Below are 18,923 nucleotides of genomic sequence, written 5' to 3' on the forward strand. Positions count from 1 at the left end.
AGGCCCCAGAGCGCCAAGGCTGTCGCCACGGTATCAGTCAATTGCAGGGCCGAGGTCGGTCAGGATGGCGTCCAGCGTGTGCAGCATCTGGTCGGCATCGGCGATGGAGAAGGGCATCGGCGGGCGGATCTTCAGCGTGTTGTAGTGGATGCCCAGCTTGTTCATCAGGATGCCGCGCTGGCGCATTTCATTGGCGATGCGGGTGGTGAATTTGAGGGCCGGGGTCTTTGTCACACGGTCGGTGACCATCTCGGCCCCGAAGAACAGGCCATAGCCGCGGATATCGCCGATGCATTCATGGCGCAGGGCCAGCTTGGCGAGACCCTCTTTGGCATAGCCGCCGACGGTGCGGGCGTTTTCCTGCAGGGCCTCGTCGCGGAGCACGTCCAGCACGGCCATCGCTGCGGCGCAGGATACCGGATTGCCGCCGAAGGTGTTGAAATAGCGGAAGCCTTGGCGGAAGGCGGTCATGATCTCTATCGAGGTGACGACGCCGGCGATGGGGTGGCCGTTGCCCATTGGCTTGCCCATGGTGACGATATCCGGAGTCACACCGATGCGCTGGTGGCCCCAGAAAGCCTCGCCATTTCGGGCGAAGCCGGGTTGCACCTCGTCGGCGATGAACAGGCCGCCGGCTTTGCGCACGACCTCGGCGGTGGGGGTGAGCCAGCCTTTGTCGAGCATCGGGAAGCCTTCGTTCAGGAAGGCGGGGCAGAGGATGATGCCGGCGAAGCCGTGGCCGGAGGCGTTTAGGTCGTCGATGGCCTCGGCCACCTTGGCAGCGAAGGCTTGCGCGTGGGGCAGGCCGGCCTCGCCACCGAGGGGGCGATAGCTGTCCGGTGCGGGGACATGGCGGATGTGGCTCCCGTCTCCGGTCGCCGGAATGTTGGTGCGTGACAGGTGCGCCACGGCGGTGGTGTTGCCGTGATAGGTGTGGTCGGTGGCGATGATGCCGCGCTTGCCCGTCACCGCCTCGGCCATGCGCAGGGCCACGTCGTTCGCCTCGGACCCGCTGCAGGTCAAGAGGACGGTTTTCAACGGGGCAGCGAAGGTTTCGGTCAGGCGCTCGGCATAGTCGAGGATGCCTTCGTGCAGATAGCGGGTGTGGGTGTTGAGTTGGCTCGCCTGACGGCAGATCGCCTCCACCACGCGGGGGTGGCAGTGGCCGACATGGGGGACGTTGTTGTAACAGTCGAGATATTCGCGGCCATCGGCATCCCACACGCGGGTGCCAAGGCCGCGGACCAGATGGACGGGGTCTTCGTAGAAGGTCTGGACATTGGGGCCGAGCAGCCTTGCCCGGCGGGCGAGGAGGTCGGCGGTCGTCACAGGGCGATCCATGCGGTCTTGAGGTCGGTGTATTTGTCCAAGGCGTGAAGCGACTTGTCGTGGCCGTTGCCGGATTGCCGCACGCCGCCCATCGGCACGGTGCCATCGGTGCCGCCATAGGTGTTGACATGCACGACCCCGGCCCGGATGCCCCGGACCATCCGGTGCGCGCGGGAGAGGTTGGCGGTCCAGACGCCAGAGGCGAGGCCGTAGTCGGTGGCGTTGGCGAGGGTCAGCGCCTCGGCTTCAGTGGTGAAGGGGGTGACGGACAGGACGGGGCCGAAGACCTCTTCGCGGAACAGGCGGTCGGTGGGGCGGACGCCGGAGATAATGGTGGGTTCCATGTACCAGCCGCCGGTTTCTACTCTTGCGCGGGAGCCGCCGGTCAGGATGTGGTTGCCCTCGGCGCGGGCCGAGTCAATGAAGCCGAGGTTGCGGGAGAGTTGCTGGGGCGAGTTGACGGCGCCGATCTGGGTTGCCAGCGACAGCGGGTTGCCGAGCGTCATGCCTTGGGTGGCTTTCGTCAACGCCTCCAGAAAGGCGTCGGCAACAGAAGCCTCAACCAGCAGCCGCGATCCTGCAACGCAGACTTGGCCGGAATTGCGGAAGATGCCGTTGGCGGCGGCTTTGGCTGCGGCGGCAAGGTCGGGCGCGTCGGCGAAGATGATGTTGGGGCTTTTGCCGCCGAGTTCCAGGTAGACCCGCTTCAGGTTGGACCGGGCAGCATATTCCAGCAGGCGACGACCCGTCATGCCGGAGCCGGTGAAGACCAGCACATCGACATCCATCGACAAGCCAAGGGCCTCGCCCGTGGTGCGGCCGGGGCCGGTGACCACGTTGAGAACGCCGGGCGGCAGGCCCGCTTCCAGCGCCAGTTCGGCAAGGCGCAGGAGGGTGAGGGAGGCGGTCTCGGCCGGTTTCAGCACGACTGAATTGCCGGCGGCCAGGGCTGGGGCCAGCTTCCACGCGCCGATCATCAGGGGGAAGTTCCACGGCACGATGGCGGCGACGACGCCAACCGGCTCGCGGTGGATCAGGGCGAGGACGTTCTGTGCAGTGGGGGCGATCTCGCCGTAGACCTTGTCGATCGCCTCGGCATACCAGCGGAAGGTTTGCGCGGCGGAACCGGGCTCGGCCTTCAGGGCCATGCTGATTTCGGTGCCATTGTCGCGGACACCCAGCACCGCCAGTTCCAGCGCGTGCTTGTCGATCAGGTCGGCCAGCTTCATCAGCACGGCCTTGCGCTGGGCCGTAGAGGTGCGCGACCAGCGGCCATCCTCGAACGCCTGCCGGGCGGCGGCGGTGGCGCGGGCAACATCGGCGGCGCTGGCGCTTTCCACCGTGGTCAGCAGGGAGCCGTCGATGGGGGAGTTGACTTGCAACGGCTCGTCCTCCCCCTTCTCCCACTTGCCGTCGATCAGCAGGCGACCGGGGGGCACGGGCAGGGCGGCAAGGCGGTCGATCTGGTCTTGGGTCATGGGTTCCTCGGGGTTGGCCCCTCCCCGAAGGGAGGGGCGGAGTTTCAGCGGCCTTGGCCCATCGCAGCAAAGCGCGCCGGGTCGCGGCGGGCGAGGTTGCCTGCCATTAGGTAGCCGATGATGCCGAACAGCGGCACCAGCGAGGGCAGGGCCACCGCAAGCACGCCTTCCGAGCCGGTCAGCGCGCCGAAGTCCATGAAGATTTTCACGAACAGGGCAGCCATGACAAGACCGGTGATCAGGGGCCAGATCTTGGTGGACCACATCCCTTCGCCCAAAGCATCGCGGGAGAAGAAGGCGATGACCGAGAACGAGGTCAGCGCCATCAGGCCAAGCACGCCGAGGGTGCCCATCTGCGTCAGCCAGACGAACAGGTTGACCACCGGGTCGAGGCCCAAGGCGGCAAACAGGCCGACCACGACCACCGCGATCACGGTCTGGATGACCGAGCCGATATGCGGGCTTTGGTGCTTGGCATGGGTCTGGCCCACGCTATCGGGCAGGATGCCCTCGCGCCCCGCGACGAACTTGTAGCGCGCCACGGCGTTGTGGAAGGCCAGGACGGCGGCGAAGAGCGAAGTCATGAACAGGACGCCCATCACGGTGGTCAGCGCATGGCCGATATAGGTCTCCCCAAGCATGAAGAGGAAGCCTGACGGGTCCATGCCCTGCAGCGTCGGCATCAGTTGGTCAACGCCGATCCCCATGACCATCAGCCATGCGGTGACGGTGTAGAAGATGCCGATCGCCAGAACCGAGACATAGGTGGCTTTCGGCACGGTGACCGAGGGGTTCTTGGCCTCTTCGGAATAGATCGTCGTGGCTTCAAAGCCGATGAAACCGGCAAAGCAGAACAGGATGCCGATGGAGGGGGTGCCCGAGGTGATCTGGCTCCAGGTGAACGGCTGCAGGTTGAGGCCAGCGGCACCGCCTTTGACGGCGATGGTGATGTCCAAGAGGATGATGATGGCGAATTCCAGCAGCACCAGCCCCATGAGCACCTTGGCCGACAGATCCACCTGGCGGTAGCCAAGGACGGCTACGATGGCGATGGCGATGAAGCTCCATGCGTACCACGGCAGGTTCAGACCCCAGCCGCCGAAAGTGCCAGAGGCGACCGCGCCCAGCAGGCCCAGAAGGCCGACCTGCATGGCGTTGTAAGACAGGATGGCGATCAGCGCGGCACCGCCGCCGACGCGGCCGCCAAGGCCCTGTGCCGCAAAGGCGTAAAACGCCCCGGCGTTCTTCACATGGCGCGACATCGCCACATAGCCCACCGAGAACGCCACAAGGATCAGCGTCACGATCAGGAAGCTGCCCGCGATCCCCGCGCCATTGCCAAACAGCATCGAGGGCGGAATTCCGCCGCCTGCCCCGGTCAGCGGCGCCGCTGCCGAGACCACGAGAAAGGTGATCGCCCCTACCCCGAGAGAGTTCTTGCGCAGTTGATTGGTGTCGTCAGCCATGCTGCGCACCCCTACGAATTCCGACGCGTGTCATACCTCTGTCCCTTCCTGTCGCTTGATGGCTTGCAAGCGTTGGTCGCCTGCTGAGTGGTTTATTATTCGAACCGATGGTTCGAAAATAGATTGACAGGCTATCCGGCTTTCTGTCAACTGATTTGGCGAAGGGCGGGGCGCCATGTCGTGCTGTCTTGCGGCCCCCGGAACAAGGTCTTATGGGAACCACCTCGAAGGCGCTGTCTTTACTCGATTATTTTGACCGCACCCATCCGGTGATCGGCCTGTCCGACCTTGCCCGCATGACCGGGATCAACAAGGCCACCTGCTTTCGGCTGATGTCAGAACTGGTCGAACATGGGCTGGCTGAGCAGATCGCCGAATCACGCGAATACCGGATTGGCCCTGCCGTGTTGCGTCTGGCAGCACTGCGCGAGGCGGCGGTGCCGCTGCGCGACCTTGCCATGCCCATCCTGCAGCGTCTGGCGCAAACCTGCGGCGAAACGGCCCATATGTCGCACCTTGTCGGCGGCAAGCTGGCCACGCTCGCCTATGCCTATTCCGCCGCCCACGCCATGAAGGTGATGATGGAGGATGCCGAGGTGCTGCCCTTCCATGCCACCTCTTCGGGCTATGCCGTCCTGGCCTTCATGGCGCCTCAGTTGGCCGAAGCGATCTTGTCCAACCCCCTGATCGCGGTCACCTCTGCGACGCCGCAGCGCACCGCAGAAGTCCGCGCCCGCATGGCAGAAGTCCAGCGCGAGGGCTTGGCCCGCACCGCTGACACGTTCGAATCCGGCGTCGCCAGCCTTGCCCTGCCGCTGTTTGATGCCCGCGGCACGGTGTTGGGGGCCATCGCCGTGGCCGCACCGGTCACGCGGCTGGTGCCGGCATCCTCGGCCAAGACCCTCAGCGCCCTGATTGCCGCCGCGCGTGAGGCGATGGCAGCCTGGGGTGGACAGATCCCATCCGAACTCGACGCGCTGTGGCGCAGAACCCAAGAGGCAAATTCATGAAGGACGACAATTACATCAAGGCCAACAACGCGCGCAGCCTGTGGCACCCGATGACCGCGCCGTCCGACAGCCTGAAGAACCCGCCCGCGATCATTGTCGGCGGGGCGGGCACAAGGATCACGGACATTGACGGGCACGAGGTTGTCGATGGCGTGGGGGGCCTGTGGAACGTCAACCTCGGCTACTCCTGCCAGCCGATCAAGGACGCCATCGCCGCCCAGCTGGACCGTCTGCCCTATTATTCCATCTTCCGCGGCACCTCGAACGACGCGGTGATCGAGCTGTCCGAAGAGCTGCGCAAGTTCTTCGAACCCGATGGCCTGACGCGGGCCTTCTACACCTCGGGCGGCAGTGACAGCGTGGAAACCGCCCTGCGCCTGTCGCGGCAGTACCACAAGATCAAGGGCGAACCGGCCCGCACCAAGTTCCTGTCCCTGAAGAAAGGCTACCACGGCACCCATTTCGGCGGCGCTTCGGTGAACGGCAACGCCAACTTCCGCACGGCTTATGAACCGCTGCTGCCCGGCTGTTTCCACATCCCCGCCCCCTATCCCTATCGCAACCCCTTCAACGAAACCGACCCCGAGCGGCTGGCCCAACTGTGCCTGCAAGCGCTGGAGGATGAGATTGCCTTCCAGGGCGCGGGCACCATCGCCGCCTTCATCATGGAGCCGATCCTTGGCGCGGGCGGTGTCATCCCGCCGCATTCCAGCTTCATGCCGGGCGTCGCGGCCATCTGCCGCAAGAACGGCATCCTGTTGATCGCGGATGAGGTCATCACCGCCTTCGGCCGCACCGGAGCCTGGACCGGCAGTCGGCTTTGGGGCGTGAAGCCCGATTTCGCCTGCACGGCCAAGGCCATCACCAACGCCTATTTCCCCTTCGGTGCGGTGATGATCGCGGAAGGCGTGGCAGAGGTGTTTGAAAGCGACGAATCCGGCAAGGCCGCCATTGGCCACGGCTACACCTATTCCGGCCATCCGGTGGGGGCGGCGGCAGCCCTTGCCTGCCTGGCCGAAACCCAACGCCTGAACGTCAAGGACAATGCGGCCGCCCGGGGGGCGCAGATGCATGCCGGGCTCTTGGCCCTGAAGGACAAGCACGAGGTGGTGGGCGATGTACGCGGTGGTCATGGTCTGATGCATGCCGTCGAGCTTGTCGCCGACCGCGCCTCCAAGAAGCCTGCCGACAAGGCGGTTCCCGGCAAGGTGCAGGCGGCCGCCTACAAGGCTGGCGCGATGATCCGGGTATCCGGCAACAACATCATCCTTTCGCCGCCGCTGATCCTGTCGGAAGATGACGTCTCCACGATCCTGACGGCCATCGATGCCGGTCTGTCGGTAGTATGAGCGATTACGTCGCCCTTCTGGGCACCAAGGGCGGGCCCGCCATTCGAAAGGGCTCGCCGATGCCAACCTCGTCCTTGCTTAGGCTGTCGGGGCAGATGATCGTGGTGGACTGCGGCTTGGGCGTAACCCGGGGGCTGACCGATCAGGGCTTTGCCCTGAAGGATCTTGCGACCATCATCATCACGCATCTGCATTCCGACCACTATCTGGAACTGGGGCCCTTGCTGCACACCGCCTGGACCGCAGGTCTGCAAACGCCGGTGCAGGTCTTTGGCCCAACCGGGCTGACGCGTTACTGGCAAGGCTTCCTCGCGTCGATGGAGGAGGACATCGCCACCCGGATCGAGGATGAGGGGCGTCCAGACCTTGCGGCGCTGATCACCCTGCATCCGCTGCGGGCGGGCGATCGGGTGACGCTGGGGCCTGTCACGCTGGACACGCTGCAAAGCCTGCACCCGCCGCTGCTGGAAAGCCTGTCGCTGCGGTTCACGACCGCGCACAAAACGGTGGTCTTTTCCGGTGACACCGCCCCCAACCCCGCACTGGCCCCCTTTGCCAAAGGGGCAGACCTTCTGATCCACGAGGCCATGCTGGATGAGGCGCTGGTGCCCCTGCTGGCCCGCATCGGCAACGGGGATGGTCGGCTTATGCGCCATTGGCGGCGGTCGCACACCGTGGCCGGTGATGCCGCCCAGACCGCGACCGAGGCGGGCGTCAAGGCGCTGGCGCTGCACCACCTGATCCCGTCTGATGATCCGGATTATGACGAACGGGATTGGCGGCAGGCGGTGGCCCCCTACTTCAGTGGGACGCTTTACGTGGGCAGGGACGGCCTGAAGATCCCGGTCTAGACCTTGCCGGGTCAGCCTCAACGGCGGAAGGTGTTGGAGGCCAGCATCTTGCCTTCCGGTGCGGCACCTGGCTTGGGGTTCGCCTTGGGCCGGGGCGGCTTGATCCTTCGGGCCTGCCATGAAGACAACCCGCCCCAGCTGGCACCCGGCGAGCGCGGTTTGCTTGAGTTGGCTCAGGCCTTGTGGCACGCCTCTCCCATGACCGACGACCTGCCAGACGACGGCCTTGCCCCGCGCACGCGTGAAGTGGGGATCAGCCGCTTTAGCCCGACGCTCAACCGCGACGGCGTCAACGCACAGCCATCTTGGGCGATCCGGATGCCCGGGCAGGCGCGCTGGATGCTGGCCTCTGCCGTGGCCAAGCGTGACACTGTCCCAGCCTTCTCGCTGACGCGCCGGATCAAGGCCCTGAGCGGGTGCAGCCATTTTGCAAAGGTCCCCGACGCCGGTGAACGCCGCCCCCTCATGCTGGCCAAAGTCCGGGGGCCCGCACTTTTCAGCCCCGGCTCCGCCCGCATCCGTACCGAACCGAACGCCCCCATCTGCAAGCGCGCGGCGGACACCCTGTCGCACCTGAAAGCCTGAGATGGCAAGCCTCACCCAGACCTCACGCAGCACCGCCTCCGATCTGAACCCCGTGGTGGCACTGGTTCTGGGCGCGGCCGTCTGGCCCGGCGGCATCGCCTCGCCCACCCTGAAACGCCGGGCGCTGCGGGGGGCTGAGCTGATGCTGACCGGTGCGGCTGACGCGATCATCGCCTGCGGTGGGCTTGGCCGTCATGCCCCATCCGAAGCCCAGGTGATCCGCGACATTTGCCTTGCGGCTGGCGTCCCCGCCGACCGCATCCATCTTGAAGACCGTTCCACCAGCACCGAAGAGAACATTCGCTTCGCCCTGCCAATCCTGCGCGCGTTGGAGGCCAGCCGGGTTGTTCTGGTGACAGATCGTTACCACGCGCCACGTGCCCTGCTGATGGCCCGACGGTTCAAGCTGAACGCCACCGCCAGTCCCACGACCCTGGCAGGCACCACGCGGCGCCGCAGAGTTCGAGCCATTGTGCGCGAGGGATTCGCGCTGGCCAAGTTCTTCGTTTCCGGCCTGCTGCGCCGTTAGTGCCATGCCGTAACGTCGACACAATCGCCGCATCTGGCACGGCGAATGATCCTGATGCAAACGGTCCCGCTGCCCTGCACGACAGCGCGGTGCCGCCAGGCCATGGCATAGGCCTCATCGCCGCCCGGTTGTTGACGCCAAAGAAAATGCCGGGGCCACCCCATGACCGCAAGGCGTGTTCGGACCGGGCAAGTCCATTCAACCCGTGGATCACCTTGCCACTGCTGTCGCCGCAGTCCGCGGCATGACGCAAGCGGCAGGCGCGGGGCCTTGGCCGCGCCCGTTCAGCGCAGCACTTGCCGCAACTCGGCCTGCACCTGCAGCAGGGCGGGCAAATAGCGGTGAGGCAGGGTGGCGGCATCTTCGCCCCTGACCGGCAGCCCCAGATTGAGCGCCGCCACCACCGCCCCCCGTGCGTTCAAAACCGGCACGGCGATGGAGCGCAGGCCCAGCTCCACCTCTTCATCATTGACCGAAAACCCCTGCGCCCTGACCTGCGCAATCCGCGCCATCACCGCCTCAGATTCGGTCACGGTCCGCGCCGTCCGCGCCAGCAAAGGCCGCCGCACCAGCCGCCGCAGCGCCTCCTCCGGCGCCAAGGCCGCCAGCAACACCCGCCCCATCGAGGTGCAAAACGCCGGCAGGCGCGACCCCGGCATCAAGGCAATCGACATCACCTTGCGTTGCGCCGCGCGGGCCACATAGACGATCTCATCCTCATCCAGAATGGAAACCGAGGAGCTTTCCCCCAGCGCCTCCGACAACCGCTCCAGAAACGGCTGGACCATCTGCGGCAGGGGCATGGTCGCAAGGCAAGCCGTCCCCAACCGCAAGACCCGGGGCGTCAGGGTGAAGAACTTGCCGTCATAGTCGGCATAACCCTGTTGCGCCAAGGTCAGCAGGCAGCGACGTGCCGTGGCCCTGTCCAGCCCCGAAGCCGCCGAAACTTCGGCAATCGACTGCCGGGGCCGCTCTGCCGTGAAGGTCTCGATCACCGCCAGCCCCTTGGCGAGGCCGGACATCGTATCGCGTTCGCTGATCATGGCTGCCTTTGTGCGATATGGTAACAAAGTTCATATACCGCACAAACGCACTGGACGCAAACCCATGGCAGGCCTAACCCTGCCGCCAAAGGAGACTCCCATGGACAAGACCATTCCCACCTTGGCCGAGGCGGTTGCCGGGATCGGCGACGGGGCCTCGGTCATGATCGGCGGCTTCGGCGGCTCTGGCGCGCCCATCGAGCTGATCCACGCCCTGATCGACCGCTTCGTCGCCACCGGCCATCCCAAGGACCTGACCGTCATCAACAACAACGCGGGCAACGGCCACGTCGGCCTTGCCGCCTTGATCGAACAGGGCATGGTCAAGAAGCTGATCTGCTCTTTCCCCCGTTCTGCCGATCCGGTGGTCTTCACCGAGATGTACCTGGCTGGCAAGATCGAGCTGGAACTCGTCCCGCAAGGCACCCTGGCCGAGCGTATTCGCGCCGGCGGTGCTGGCATCCCCGCCTTCTACACCCCCACCGCCTATGGCACTGATCTTGCCAAGGGCAAGAAGATCGAGGAATTCGACGGCAGGCCCTATGTACAGGAACGCTGGCTGAAGGCGGATTTCGCCCTGATCAAGGCCCACATCGGCGACACCCACGGCAACCTGACCTACCGCGCCGCCGCCCGCAATTTCAACCCGCTGATGGCCACCGCCGCCAAGGTGACCATCGTTCAGGTCTCGCAGCTCGCAGCCCCCGGCAGCATCGACCCCGAGACCGTCATCACCCCCGGCATCTTCGTGCAAGCCGTGGTTCAGGTGCCCCATCCCCAGCAAGAAGAAGTCCTCAACCGGGCGAAAGCGGTATACCCATGAGCAAACTTTCCAACGCCCAGATCGCTTGGCGTGCCGCGCAGGACATCGAGGACGGCGCCTATGTCAACCTCGGCATCGGCTTCCCCGAAATGGTGGCGCAGTACCAACCCCCCGGTCGTCAAGCCATATTCCATACCGAAAACGGCATCCTCGACTTCGGTCCTTCTCCCGCGCCCGGTTCTGAAGACTGGGACCTGATCAACGCCGGCAAGAAGGCCGTCACCCTCAACCCCGGCGCTGCCTTCTTCCACCACGCCGACAGCTTCGCCATGGTGCGCGGCGGGCATCTGGATGTGGCGATCCTCGGTGCCTACCAGGTCGCGCAAAACGGCGACCTTGCGAACTGGAGCGTCGGCTCCAAAGGTGTTCCGGCAGTCGGTGGGGCCATGGACCTCGTCCACGGTGCCAAGCGCGTCGCGGTGATCACCGAACACGTCACCAAGGACGGCAAGCCCAAGCTTCTGTCCGCCTGCACCCTGCCGCTGACCGGCGTCGGCTGCGTCACCCGCATCTACACCAGCCTCGCCGTGATCGACATCGTGGACGGCCACTTCGTCTTGCGCGAAAAGCTGCCCTCGCTCACGCTGGAAGACCTGCAAGCCCAGACCGGCGCGCCCCTTCACCTTGACGGCCCGGTGCAAGACCTGACCGTACCGGAGCTTTAAATGACCGACGTCTTCATCTGCGACTATATCCGCACCCCCATCGGCCGCTTCGGCGGCGCCCTCTCCTCGGTCCGCGCCGACGACCTCGGCGCCATCCCCCTGCGCGCCCTGATCGCCCGCAACCCAAGCGTCGATTGGGAGGCCATCGACGACGTCATCTTCGGCTGCGCCAATCAGGCCGGAGAGGACAACCGTAACGTCGCCCGCATGTCCGCCCTGCTGGCCGGCCTGCCGGTCAGCGTCACCGGAACCACCGTCAACCGCCTCTGCGGCTCCGGCATGGACGCCGTCCTGATCGCCGCCCGCCAGATCAAATCCGGCGAGGCCAGCCTGATGATCGCCGGCGGCGTTGAATCCATGTCCCGCGCCCCCTTCGTCATGCCGAAAGCCGACACCGCCTTCTCCCGCAATGCCGAGATCTACGACACCACCATCGGCTGGCGCTTCGTCAACCCCTTGATGAAGCAGCAATACGGCGTCGATTCCATGCCCGAAACCGGCGAGAACGTCGCGGAAGACTTCCACATCTCCCGCGAAGATCAGGACGCCTTCGCTCTGCGCTCCCAAGCCAAAGCCTCAGCCGCCCAAGCCAATGGCCGCTTCGCGCGCGAAATCACCCCCGTCACCATCCCGCAGCGCAAGGGCGACGCCCTCGTCATCGACAAGGACGAACACCCCCGCGCCACCACCATGGAAGCCTTGGCCAAACTCGGCACCCCGTTCCGCAAGGGCGGCAGCGTTACGGCGGGCAACGCGTCAGGCGTCAATGACGGTGCCGCCGCCCTGATCCTCGCCAATGCAGAGGCGATCACGAAATACAACCTCCGCCCCATCGCCCGCATCCTCGGCGGCGCCACGGCTGGTGTCCCCCCGCGCATCATGGGCATCGGCCCCGCCCCGGCCTCCCAGAAACTGATGCAGCGCCTCAATCTCACCCCGGCCGACTTTGCCGTCTTCGAACTGAACGAGGCCTTCGCCTCCCAAGGCCTCGCCACGCTCCGCCAACTGGGCATCGCCGATGACGACAACCGCGTGAACCCCAACGGAGGTGCCATCGCCTTGGGCCACCCCCTCGGCATGTCCGGCGCGCGCATCACCGGCACGGCGGCGCTGCAGCTGACCTCAGGCCAGCGCTCGCTCTCGACCATGTGCATCGGCGTGGGGCAGGGGATCGCCATCGCCCTGCAAGCGGTCTGATCAAGACAGGATGGGGAATTTGGCCGTCTAGCCCTTCCTCACCACCCAATCCAGGGCACGCGTCGGCAACAGCCGGCGTGCGATCCCGGCCAGCCAGGTCGGCACCGTCACATAATATCGCGCCCGCGGTCGTGCGCTCTCCACCGCATGGATCAGGGCCTTCGTCACCGCCGCAGGCTCCAGCTGAAACCGGTCCTTCTTGTTCGAGGTATCGTAAAGCCGCTCGCGGAACCGTACATAATCCGCCGCCCGGGCTGAATTCTGCCAATCAAACCACCGCTCGAAATGCTTCTGAGCGTTCACCCTGATCTTCGTCCCGATCGGCCCCGGCTCGATCAGCACCACGTCGATGCCCGTGCCCCGCATCTCCAGCCGCAGCACGTCGCTCAGGCCCTCCATCGCGAACTTGGTCGCCACATAAGCACCGCGCCACTCCGCCCCAACGATCCCCAAGACGGAGGAGCAATTCACGATGCGACCCGAACCTTGGGCCCGCATCATCGGCAGCACCCGCCGCGTCAGGTCGTGATAGCCAAACAGGTTCACCTCGAAGATCGCCCGCAAAGCCCCCCTCGGCAAATCCTCCACCAGCCCAGGACAGGCAAAGGCGCCATTGTTGAACAAGGCATCCAGCCGCCCGGCCCGCGCCTCAACCTCCGCCACCGCCGAGGCAATCGAGCCTTCATCGGCATAATCCAGCGGAAAGCTCTCCAACCCCTCACCGATCAACCGCTCGCAGTCCTCCACCGCACGGCAGGTGGCAAATACCCGCCAGCCCCGGGCCTTCAGGCCATGGGCCGCGTCGTAGCCGATGCCACTGGAGCATCCGGTGATCAAGATCGTGCGCATCGTCTGCCCTTTGTCCTTTGGCGCAGACTTAGCAGAAGTCCCGGCCCAGCCAAGCTATTCCCGCAGCAAGGTGCTGGCCACCCAGCCCTCGCCGCGCCCGTCGACCCGGATCCGTGTCCAGCCCGGTGCGGTGGTCTGGTCGATCACCATCACCACATCCCCGGCACTCAGATCCCCGATCACGCTGAACTCTGCTCCGGGCCCCCCGCGCACCGAGGCGCCGCCCGGCACATGCATCAGCTTGATCCCGGCCAGTTGCGGTTCGGGCGGCGGAGGCGCGGGTGGGGCAGGGGGCTCGCGCAGCGTCAATCCCGCCTGCATCACGGGCTGCGCCGGAATGAAGACGGGCCGCGTCACCGGTTGTGTCACCGCCGGTTGCAGTTCCCCGGCTTGCGGCGGGTGGATGAACTGCCCGTGATCCGCCCCCAGAAACCACAGGGACATGAACAAGAAGGCAGCCAAAACAGCCAGAAGTCGAATCATGATGGCACCCAGGGCCCGGACATGTCCGAAGTTACCACAGCCTGCGCACCCCCAGACTAACACAGCCGCCCCACCGCCTTGCGTGAAATCACACTGGACCCCTTGGCCCCGCCGCACTACAGAAAGCGCCATGTCTGATACGCCCGACGATCTTCCCGACGCGGCCCCCGAGCCGATCCTGCGCAGCGAGCCCTTGGCCCGCGCGATTGGCGAGCGGTATCTGACCTACGCCCTCTCGACCATCATGCACCGCGCGCTGCCAGATGCCCGCGACGGGTTGAAACCCGTCCACCGCCGCATCCTTTATGCGATGCGGGAACTGCGCCTGTCCTCCACCGGCGGCTTCCGCAAATCGGCCAAGATTTCCGGCGACGTGATGGGCAACTACCACCCGCATGGCGACGCCGCGATCTATGACGCGATGGCGCGTCTGGCGCAGGATTTCAACGTCCGCTACCCCTTGGTCGATGGCCAGGGCAACTTCGGCAACATCGACGGCGACAACCCCGCCGCCGCCCGCTACACCGAAGCCCGCCTGACCGCCGTGGCCGAGGCCCTGATGGAGGGGCTGGCCGAAAACGCCGTCGACTACCGCCCGAACTACGACGGCACGCTGGAAGAGCCGGTGGTGATGCCCGCCGCCTTCCCGAACCTGCTGGCGAACGGCTCCTCCGGCATCGCCGTTGGCATGGCGACCAACATTCCGCCGCATAACCTTGATGAACTGATCCTCGGCTGCCACGCCCTGCTGCGTGACCCTGACACCACCGATGACCAGCTTGTCACCCTGATCCCCGGCCCTGACTTCCCGACCGGCGGCATCATCGTCGAAGACCGCGCCACCATCCTTGACAGCTACCGCACCGGACGGGGCAGCTTCCGCACCCGCGCCCGCTGGCAGATCGAAGACCTCGGCCGCGGCATGTGGCAGATCGTCGTCACCGAAATCCCCTATCAGGTCGCCAAATCCAAGCTGATCGAACGTCTCGCTGAACTGGTGAACCTGAAAAAGGTCCCCCTTCTGGCCGATGTCCGCGACGAATCCGCCGATGACATCCGCATCATTCTGGAACCCCGTTCTCGCACGGTTGAACCTGATCAGCTGATGGCCGCCCTGTTCCGCAACTCGGAACTGGAAAGCCGCTTCAGCCTCAACATGAACGTGCTGATCGACGGCAAGGTGCCGAAGGTCTGTTCCTTGAAAGAGGTCCTGCGCGCTTTCCTCGACCACCGCCGCGATGTCCTGAAGCGCCGCAGCCAGCACCGGGTCGACAAGATCGACGCGCGCTTGGAAATTCTCGAAGGCTTCCTGATCACCTTCCTGAACCTCGACCGCGTCATCGACATCATCCGTTACGATGACGACCCCAAGCGGGCGTTGATGGCCGAGAATTGGTCAAAGAAGCACAAGCGCGCCAATTCGGAAAAAGACTATGTCCCGCCCGCCGAGGGCAAGGGCCAGTTGAACGAAGTGCAGGCCGAGGCCATCCTCAACATGCGCCTGCGCTCCTTGCGGCGTCTGGAAGAGATGGAACTGATTGCCGAGCGTGACGCCTTGGTGAAGGAACGTGCTGACCTTGCCGCGCTTTTGGCTTCCGATCAGGCGCAATGGCAGCGCATCGGCGCCGAGCTGGAAGAGGTCCGCAAGGCCTTCGGCAAGGAAACCAAACTCGGCGCCCGTCGCACCACGTTTGCCGTCGCCGGGGAAACCGTCGAGGTCACCGCCGAATCCATGATCGAACGCGAACCGATCACGGTGATCTGTTCCCAGATGGGCTGGATCCGGGCGCTGAAAGGCCATGTTGACCTGACCGTCGAACAGAAGTTCAAGGACGGTGATGGCGCCCGCTTTGCCTTCCATGCCGAAACCACCGACAAGATCCTGATCATCGCCGCCAATGGCCGCTTTTATACCTTGCTTGGCGTCAATTTGCCCGGTGGCCGTGGGATGGGCGAACCGGTGCGCCTGATGGTTGATCTGCCCAACGACACCGCCATCATGGACCTGATGATCTTCCGTCCGGGTGAAAAACTGCTGCTGGCCTCCAGCGCGGGCGATGGCTTCGTGGTCAACTCGGACGAGGTGCTGGCCCAGACCAAGGCCGGCAAGCAGGTCCTGACGCTGGCCGAGGGTGCCAAGACCGCCGTTTGCCGCCGCGTACAGGGCGATCATGTGGCCGTGGTGGGCGAGAACCGCAAGGTCCTGATCTTCCCGCTGGTTCAGGTGCCAGAGATGACCAAGGGCAAAGGCGTGCGCCTGCAGAAATACAAGGACGGCGGTCTTTCGGACGCCACGACCTTCACCCTGACGCAGGGCCTGTCGTGGAAGGACCCTGCCGGCCGCACCCGCACCGAAACCGACCTGCTGATGTGGCAAGGCAACCGGGCCGGCGCAGGCTCGATGGCCCCGCGCGGCTTCCCGCGCGACAACCGGTTCAACTGAGCGCCCTTTCTCTGCGGCAGACCGGTCGCGCGACAAATCTGCCTGCGCCGTAGCGCCCCGGAACGGCGCGGGACCGCGCCGTCAGCCGCCGATCAGTTTGCAGTTCAGCACATGCTCGGTCTTGGCCAGCACCTTCACGCTGTCGTCCACGATATCGCAATCCAGCAGATTGTCCTGACTTGTGAAACGGGCCGAGTAGATGTTGACGTTCAGGAACGGTTCCACCACCTGATCCACTGGTGCCTTGATCAAGGTCTGGCCAAAGGTCACCGTCTGATCCACGGGCCAGATCGTGTACTCCTCGCCGCTCAGATAGATCTGGTCGCTCTCATCGGGCTGCATCGTCGCCTTGGGCCCGGGCTCGCCGTAGAAATACCCCGACAGGATGACCCGTTCCCCCGCCTTCGTCAGCGTCTTCAGCGAGGCCGCGTCAAAGTGAACCTTGATGGTCACCTCCTGAGCATGGGCCAAGGGGGCAAAGAGGAAAAGGACGGGAACAAGAACGCGGCGCATGGCAATCCTTTCGTCATCAAGCCCCCAGTCTTGCCCCCGAATGGCTGCCGGTCAACCCTGATCTCGCCGTGCCGCCGCCGCCAGACACCACGTCGCGGGTGGTCTTTCGCAGGCGGCCGCGCCGCCATCCTGCGGTTTGCCGGGTGGCCCGGATGATTTGATTTGACTTGCTGCCATCCCCCGCCTTCCATGGCGCATTATTTCAGGAGCGTATGATGGCAAAGATTGTTTACACCACACAGCAGCCCGGGCCCGGCAATGGCTTTGACCTGACCACGGCCAACATCTTCTCCACCGTTCTGGACAGCCCGATCACGCTGCACACGCCGAGTGATCTGCGCTGGTCGGGGTCAAATGCCAACGGCTCGTGGCAGGGCGACGTCTTGGGCACCGGCATCGTGCCGGTGATGAACGGCACGCATTTGACGGATGTCACGGCGGGCCATCTGACCGGCCTTGTCTCGCATCCCGTGGCGGGCGGTTTGGCGACGGACATCACCGTCTCCAGCCTCAACGCGGATGCGGCGCATTTCTTCGATCTGGTCTTCGCGCAGCGTTGGGGGACGCTTCTGGCTTATATCACGCGCGGCGCCGACAACATCTTCGGCGCACAGGGCAATGACACGATCAAGGCCGGGGCCGGAAATGACCATGTCTATGGCGGTGGCGGCAGGGATAAGCTGGACGGCGGCCTTGGCAATGACGCGCTGTTTGGCGGTGCCGGGAATGACACGTTGATCGGCGGTCTTGGTGCCGACAGTCTGACCGGCGGGGCCGGTGCCGACAAGTTCGAGTTCGTGACCCTGACCGACCCGACTGGCCCGGACCGCATTACCGATTTCACCCATGGTCTCGATCATATCGTGCTGCATTCCACCACCATTGCCGGCATCGGCGGCCCCGGCCCGCTGGACCCCATCCATTTCAACAGCACCGCCACCACGGCCGACACCGTGATCCTTTATGATCACGCGACGGGCTGGATTTCCTATGACGCCGATGGCAGCGGTCCCGGACATGCGGTCGAGGTGATCAAGGTGCTGGCCGGCATCACCATCGACGCAACAGACTTCCTCGTCGTCTGAGGGCGCCTGCGGCATGGGGAACGGCGGTTTATCGCTGCGCGCGTAGAGACGGAAGGAAGACAGAAGAAAGACGCAAGGAAGACACCGGATTTGCCCCCGATCCCCATCCAGCGCCAATGGGCCTGCCCACCCCGCCTTCCCCGGCGCTGCAAACAGGCGCTCCCGGCCCGATCGCGTCCAATCCGGGTCTTGACCCGCCTTGCGCCTTTCACCCTGCAAAAGCTGACCCATCCGCACTTTGCCGACGATATGACGCCGATCCTGACCCGGACCCCGTTCGCTCCGTTGCCAAGGCAAGGCAGGGTCGCTATCCCGGTGGCAACCGTCGTCAAGGAGACCGCCCCGACCATGACCCTGATCCGCCTGCTGCGCACCCTGCCCGCTGTCATTGGTTTGCTGTTCCTGGTCGCCTGCGATGCCCACGACGCCGGAGAGCCGCCCAAACCGATGGGCAACTTCTCGATGGGTCTGAACATCGTGGTGCCCGACACGGCCCAGACCATCGCCATCTCTCGCAAGGCCACACCCGAGGAATGGAAGACCGTCATGACCCAGGCGATGCAGGACCGCTTCGGCAGCTACAGCGGCGACAAGCTGTTCGATTTCGGCATTTCGATCGACGGATACATGCTGGCCCCGCCCGGCGTACCTTTGGTGGCGAGCCCGCGCTCGGCGCTGATCATCACGGTCAATGTCTGGGATGATGCCAAGAAGGAACTGCTGGTCAAGGGCGGCAAACGCCTGACAATCCTTGAGGGAATGTCGCCCGACAGCGTGATCGGCTCGGGCTGGACGCAGAACAAGGACGCCCAGATGAAGAAGCTGGCCTTCAACGCGGCCAAAGCGGTGCAGGATTACATGCTGGAACATCCCGAATGGCTGGGCCTGCCACCGATTGTCGTGCCAAGCCCGACCCATATCAACGCGGCCAAGCCCGTGCCGAAACCGGCAGATCCGCTCAAGGTCACGCCCTGATCCCTGCCAACGGAGCTTGATTTCCGCGCGCGTCCGGCTTAAGTCCCCGCGCGTGTGAATCGGGGCCACCCGCGGCCCCCAAAGAACCGAGGGTGACCCAGATGGGTAAGGCAAAGTTTGAACGGAACAAACCGCACGTCAACATCGGCACGATTGGCCACGTTGACCACGGCAAGACGACCTTGACGGCTGCGATCACGAAGTATTTCGGTGAATTCCGCGCCTACGACCAGATCGACGGCGCGCCGGA

19 protein-coding genes are annotated in these 18,923 nt (G+C 64.9%); 12 read left to right on the forward strand and 7 right to left on the reverse strand.

Going from position 1 to position 18,923, the window contains the following annotated elements; all coding sequences use genetic code 11:
• Positions 1-33 precede the first annotated feature (33 nt).
• From AC1Y2B_RS21540 to AC1Y2B_RS21550, 3 genes are read right to left on the reverse strand one after another with little or no spacing between them, the layout of a single operon-like run.
• A complete protein-coding gene (locus tag AC1Y2B_RS21540; protein WP_482255189.1) occupies positions 34-1,329 on the reverse strand; it encodes an aspartate aminotransferase family protein in 1,296 nt (431 codons plus the stop codon).
• Positions 1,326-2,807 carry an aldehyde dehydrogenase family protein gene (locus tag AC1Y2B_RS21545; RefSeq protein WP_482255190.1) on the reverse strand — a complete coding sequence of 494 codons (1,482 nt, stop codon included), beginning with the start codon at positions 2,805-2,807 and terminating at the stop codon, positions 1,326-1,328. Before AC1Y2B_RS21545 ends, AC1Y2B_RS21540 begins: the two co-directional genes overlap by 4 nt.
• Positions 2,808-2,851: 44 nt before the next feature.
• A complete protein-coding gene (locus AC1Y2B_RS21550; RefSeq protein WP_482255191.1) occupies positions 2,852-4,273 on the reverse strand; it encodes an APC family permease in 1,422 nt (473 codons plus the stop codon).
• A 212-nt stretch (positions 4,274-4,485) separates the two neighbouring features.
• Between AC1Y2B_RS21550 and AC1Y2B_RS21555 the strand changes: the two genes are divergently transcribed.
• From AC1Y2B_RS21555 to AC1Y2B_RS21575, 5 genes are all read left to right on the forward strand, one after another.
• Complete coding sequence (locus tag AC1Y2B_RS21555) at positions 4,486-5,283, forward strand: IclR family transcriptional regulator (protein ID WP_482255192.1); 798 nt, start codon at positions 4,486-4,488, stop codon at positions 5,281-5,283.
• Positions 5,280-6,632: an aminotransferase class III-fold pyridoxal phosphate-dependent enzyme gene (locus AC1Y2B_RS21560; protein WP_482255193.1), complete on the forward strand. Its 1,353-nt coding sequence runs from the start codon at positions 5,280-5,282 to the stop codon at positions 6,630-6,632. Before AC1Y2B_RS21555 ends, AC1Y2B_RS21560 begins: the two co-directional genes overlap by 4 nt.
• Complete coding sequence (locus AC1Y2B_RS21565) at positions 6,629-7,483, forward strand: MBL fold metallo-hydrolase (RefSeq protein ID WP_482255194.1); 855 nt, start codon at positions 6,629-6,631, stop codon at positions 7,481-7,483. Before AC1Y2B_RS21560 ends, AC1Y2B_RS21565 begins: the two co-directional genes overlap by 4 nt.
• Before the next feature lie 198 nt (positions 7,484-7,681).
• On the forward strand, positions 7,682-8,068 hold the full coding sequence (locus AC1Y2B_RS21570) for a hypothetical protein (protein ID WP_482255195.1): 387 nt from the start codon (positions 7,682-7,684) through the stop codon (positions 8,066-8,068).
• A gap of 1 nt (position 8,069) precedes the next feature.
• A complete protein-coding gene (locus AC1Y2B_RS21575) occupies positions 8,070-8,597 on the forward strand; it encodes a YdcF family protein (RefSeq protein WP_482255196.1) in 528 nt (175 codons plus the stop codon).
• Positions 8,598-8,881: 284 nt separating this feature from the next.
• On the opposite strand, the gene AC1Y2B_RS21580 is transcribed toward AC1Y2B_RS21575, so the two are convergent.
• Positions 8,882-9,640 (reverse strand): IclR family transcriptional regulator domain-containing protein, encoded by a 759-nt coding sequence (locus AC1Y2B_RS21580; protein ID WP_482255197.1) that lies wholly within the window; start codon positions 9,638-9,640, stop codon positions 8,882-8,884.
• Between the two features lie 100 nt (positions 9,641-9,740).
• Between AC1Y2B_RS21580 and AC1Y2B_RS21585 the strand changes: the two genes are divergently transcribed.
• The 3 genes from AC1Y2B_RS21585 to pcaF are packed head-to-tail and all read left to right on the forward strand — an operon-like array spanning position 9,741 to position 12,325.
• Positions 9,741-10,463, forward strand: a complete 723-nt coding sequence (locus AC1Y2B_RS21585) for a 3-oxoacid CoA-transferase subunit A (protein WP_482255198.1) — start codon at positions 9,741-9,743, stop codon at positions 10,461-10,463.
• Positions 10,460-11,128 carry a CoA transferase subunit B gene (locus AC1Y2B_RS21590; protein WP_482255199.1) on the forward strand — a complete coding sequence of 223 codons (669 nt, stop codon included), beginning with the start codon at positions 10,460-10,462 and terminating at the stop codon, positions 11,126-11,128. Before AC1Y2B_RS21585 ends, AC1Y2B_RS21590 begins: the two co-directional genes overlap by 4 nt.
• Positions 11,129-12,325, forward strand: a complete 1,197-nt coding sequence (gene pcaF / locus AC1Y2B_RS21595; RefSeq protein WP_482255200.1) for a 3-oxoadipyl-CoA thiolase — start codon at positions 11,129-11,131, stop codon at positions 12,323-12,325.
• Positions 12,326-12,352: 27 nt separating this feature from the next.
• Here the strand turns inward: pcaF and AC1Y2B_RS21600 are convergent, their stop codons facing one another.
• Together AC1Y2B_RS21600 and AC1Y2B_RS21605 are read right to left on the reverse strand one after the other, a co-directional pair.
• Complete coding sequence (locus AC1Y2B_RS21600) at positions 12,353-13,174, reverse strand: SDR family NAD(P)-dependent oxidoreductase (RefSeq protein ID WP_482255201.1); 822 nt, start codon at positions 13,172-13,174, stop codon at positions 12,353-12,355.
• A 54-nt stretch (positions 13,175-13,228) separates the two neighbouring features.
• Complete coding sequence (locus tag AC1Y2B_RS21605) at positions 13,229-13,657, reverse strand: SH3 domain-containing protein (RefSeq protein ID WP_482255202.1); 429 nt, start codon at positions 13,655-13,657, stop codon at positions 13,229-13,231.
• Positions 13,658-13,787: 130 nt separating this feature from the next.
• Here AC1Y2B_RS21605 and parC point away from each other — a divergent pair, with 130 nt between their 5' ends.
• Positions 13,788-16,100: a DNA topoisomerase IV subunit A gene (gene parC / locus AC1Y2B_RS21610; RefSeq protein WP_482255203.1), complete on the forward strand. Its 2,313-nt coding sequence runs from the start codon at positions 13,788-13,790 to the stop codon at positions 16,098-16,100.
• An 81-nt stretch (positions 16,101-16,181) separates the two neighbouring features.
• On the opposite strand, the gene AC1Y2B_RS21615 is transcribed toward parC, so the two are convergent.
• Positions 16,182-16,613 (reverse strand): hypothetical protein, encoded by a 432-nt coding sequence (locus tag AC1Y2B_RS21615; RefSeq protein ID WP_482255204.1) that lies wholly within the window; start codon positions 16,611-16,613, stop codon positions 16,182-16,184.
• A gap of 215 nt (positions 16,614-16,828) precedes the next feature.
• Between AC1Y2B_RS21615 and AC1Y2B_RS21620 the strand changes: the two genes are divergently transcribed.
• The 3 genes from AC1Y2B_RS21620 to AC1Y2B_RS21630 all read left to right on the forward strand — a co-directional run.
• Positions 16,829-17,698, forward strand: coding sequence for a calcium-binding protein (locus tag AC1Y2B_RS21620; protein WP_482255205.1), 870 nt, complete (start codon positions 16,829-16,831; stop codon positions 17,696-17,698).
• A 348-nt stretch (positions 17,699-18,046) separates the two neighbouring features.
• Positions 18,047-18,673 carry a hypothetical protein gene (locus tag AC1Y2B_RS21625; RefSeq protein WP_482255206.1) on the forward strand — a complete coding sequence of 209 codons (627 nt, stop codon included), beginning with the start codon at positions 18,047-18,049 and terminating at the stop codon, positions 18,671-18,673.
• A 101-nt stretch (positions 18,674-18,774) separates the two neighbouring features.
• A partial coding sequence (locus AC1Y2B_RS21630; RefSeq protein WP_482255116.1) for a GTP-binding protein occupies positions 18,775-18,923 on the forward strand: 149 nt, incomplete at its 3' end.

Source organism: Stagnihabitans sp., from assembly GCF_964946895.1.

Bases quoted from the DNA above. Each gene is read 5' to 3' on its own strand.
- AC1Y2B_RS21605 (WP_482255202.1), bottom strand. From the start codon at position 13,657: ATGATTCGACTTCTGGCTGTTTTGGCTGCCTTCTTGTTCATGTCCCTG.
- AC1Y2B_RS21545 (WP_482255190.1), bottom strand. From the start codon at position 2,807: ATGACCCAAGACCAGATCGACCGCCTTGCCGCCCTGCCCGTGCCCCCC.
- AC1Y2B_RS21565 (WP_482255194.1), top strand. From the start codon at position 6,629: ATGAGCGATTACGTCGCCCTTCTGGGCACCAAGGGCGGGCCCGCCATT.
- AC1Y2B_RS21620 (WP_482255205.1), top strand. From the start codon at position 16,829: ATGGCAAAGATTGTTTACACCACACAGCAGCCCGGGCCCGGCAATGGC.
- AC1Y2B_RS21570 (WP_482255195.1), top strand. From the start codon at position 7,682: ATGACCGACGACCTGCCAGACGACGGCCTTGCCCCGCGCACGCGTGAA.
- AC1Y2B_RS21625 (WP_482255206.1), top strand. From the start codon at position 18,047: ATGACCCTGATCCGCCTGCTGCGCACCCTGCCCGCTGTCATTGGTTTG.
- AC1Y2B_RS21575 (WP_482255196.1), top strand. From the start codon at position 8,070: ATGGCAAGCCTCACCCAGACCTCACGCAGCACCGCCTCCGATCTGAAC.
- AC1Y2B_RS21585 (WP_482255198.1), top strand. From the start codon at position 9,741: ATGGACAAGACCATTCCCACCTTGGCCGAGGCGGTTGCCGGGATCGGC.
- AC1Y2B_RS21600 (WP_482255201.1), bottom strand. From the start codon at position 13,174: ATGCGCACGATCTTGATCACCGGATGCTCCAGTGGCATCGGCTACGAC.
- AC1Y2B_RS21590 (WP_482255199.1), top strand. From the start codon at position 10,460: ATGAGCAAACTTTCCAACGCCCAGATCGCTTGGCGTGCCGCGCAGGAC.
- AC1Y2B_RS21615 (WP_482255204.1), bottom strand. From the start codon at position 16,613: ATGCGCCGCGTTCTTGTTCCCGTCCTTTTCCTCTTTGCCCCCTTGGCC.
- AC1Y2B_RS21580 (WP_482255197.1), bottom strand. From the start codon at position 9,640: ATGATCAGCGAACGCGATACGATGTCCGGCCTCGCCAAGGGGCTGGCG.
- AC1Y2B_RS21550 (WP_482255191.1), bottom strand. From the start codon at position 4,273: ATGGCTGACGACACCAATCAACTGCGCAAGAACTCTCTCGGGGTAGGG.
- AC1Y2B_RS21560 (WP_482255193.1), top strand. From the start codon at position 5,280: ATGAAGGACGACAATTACATCAAGGCCAACAACGCGCGCAGCCTGTGG.
- parC (WP_482255203.1), top strand. From the start codon at position 13,788: ATGTCTGATACGCCCGACGATCTTCCCGACGCGGCCCCCGAGCCGATC.
- AC1Y2B_RS21555 (WP_482255192.1), top strand. From the start codon at position 4,486: ATGGGAACCACCTCGAAGGCGCTGTCTTTACTCGATTATTTTGACCGC.
- pcaF (WP_482255200.1), top strand. From the start codon at position 11,129: ATGACCGACGTCTTCATCTGCGACTATATCCGCACCCCCATCGGCCGC.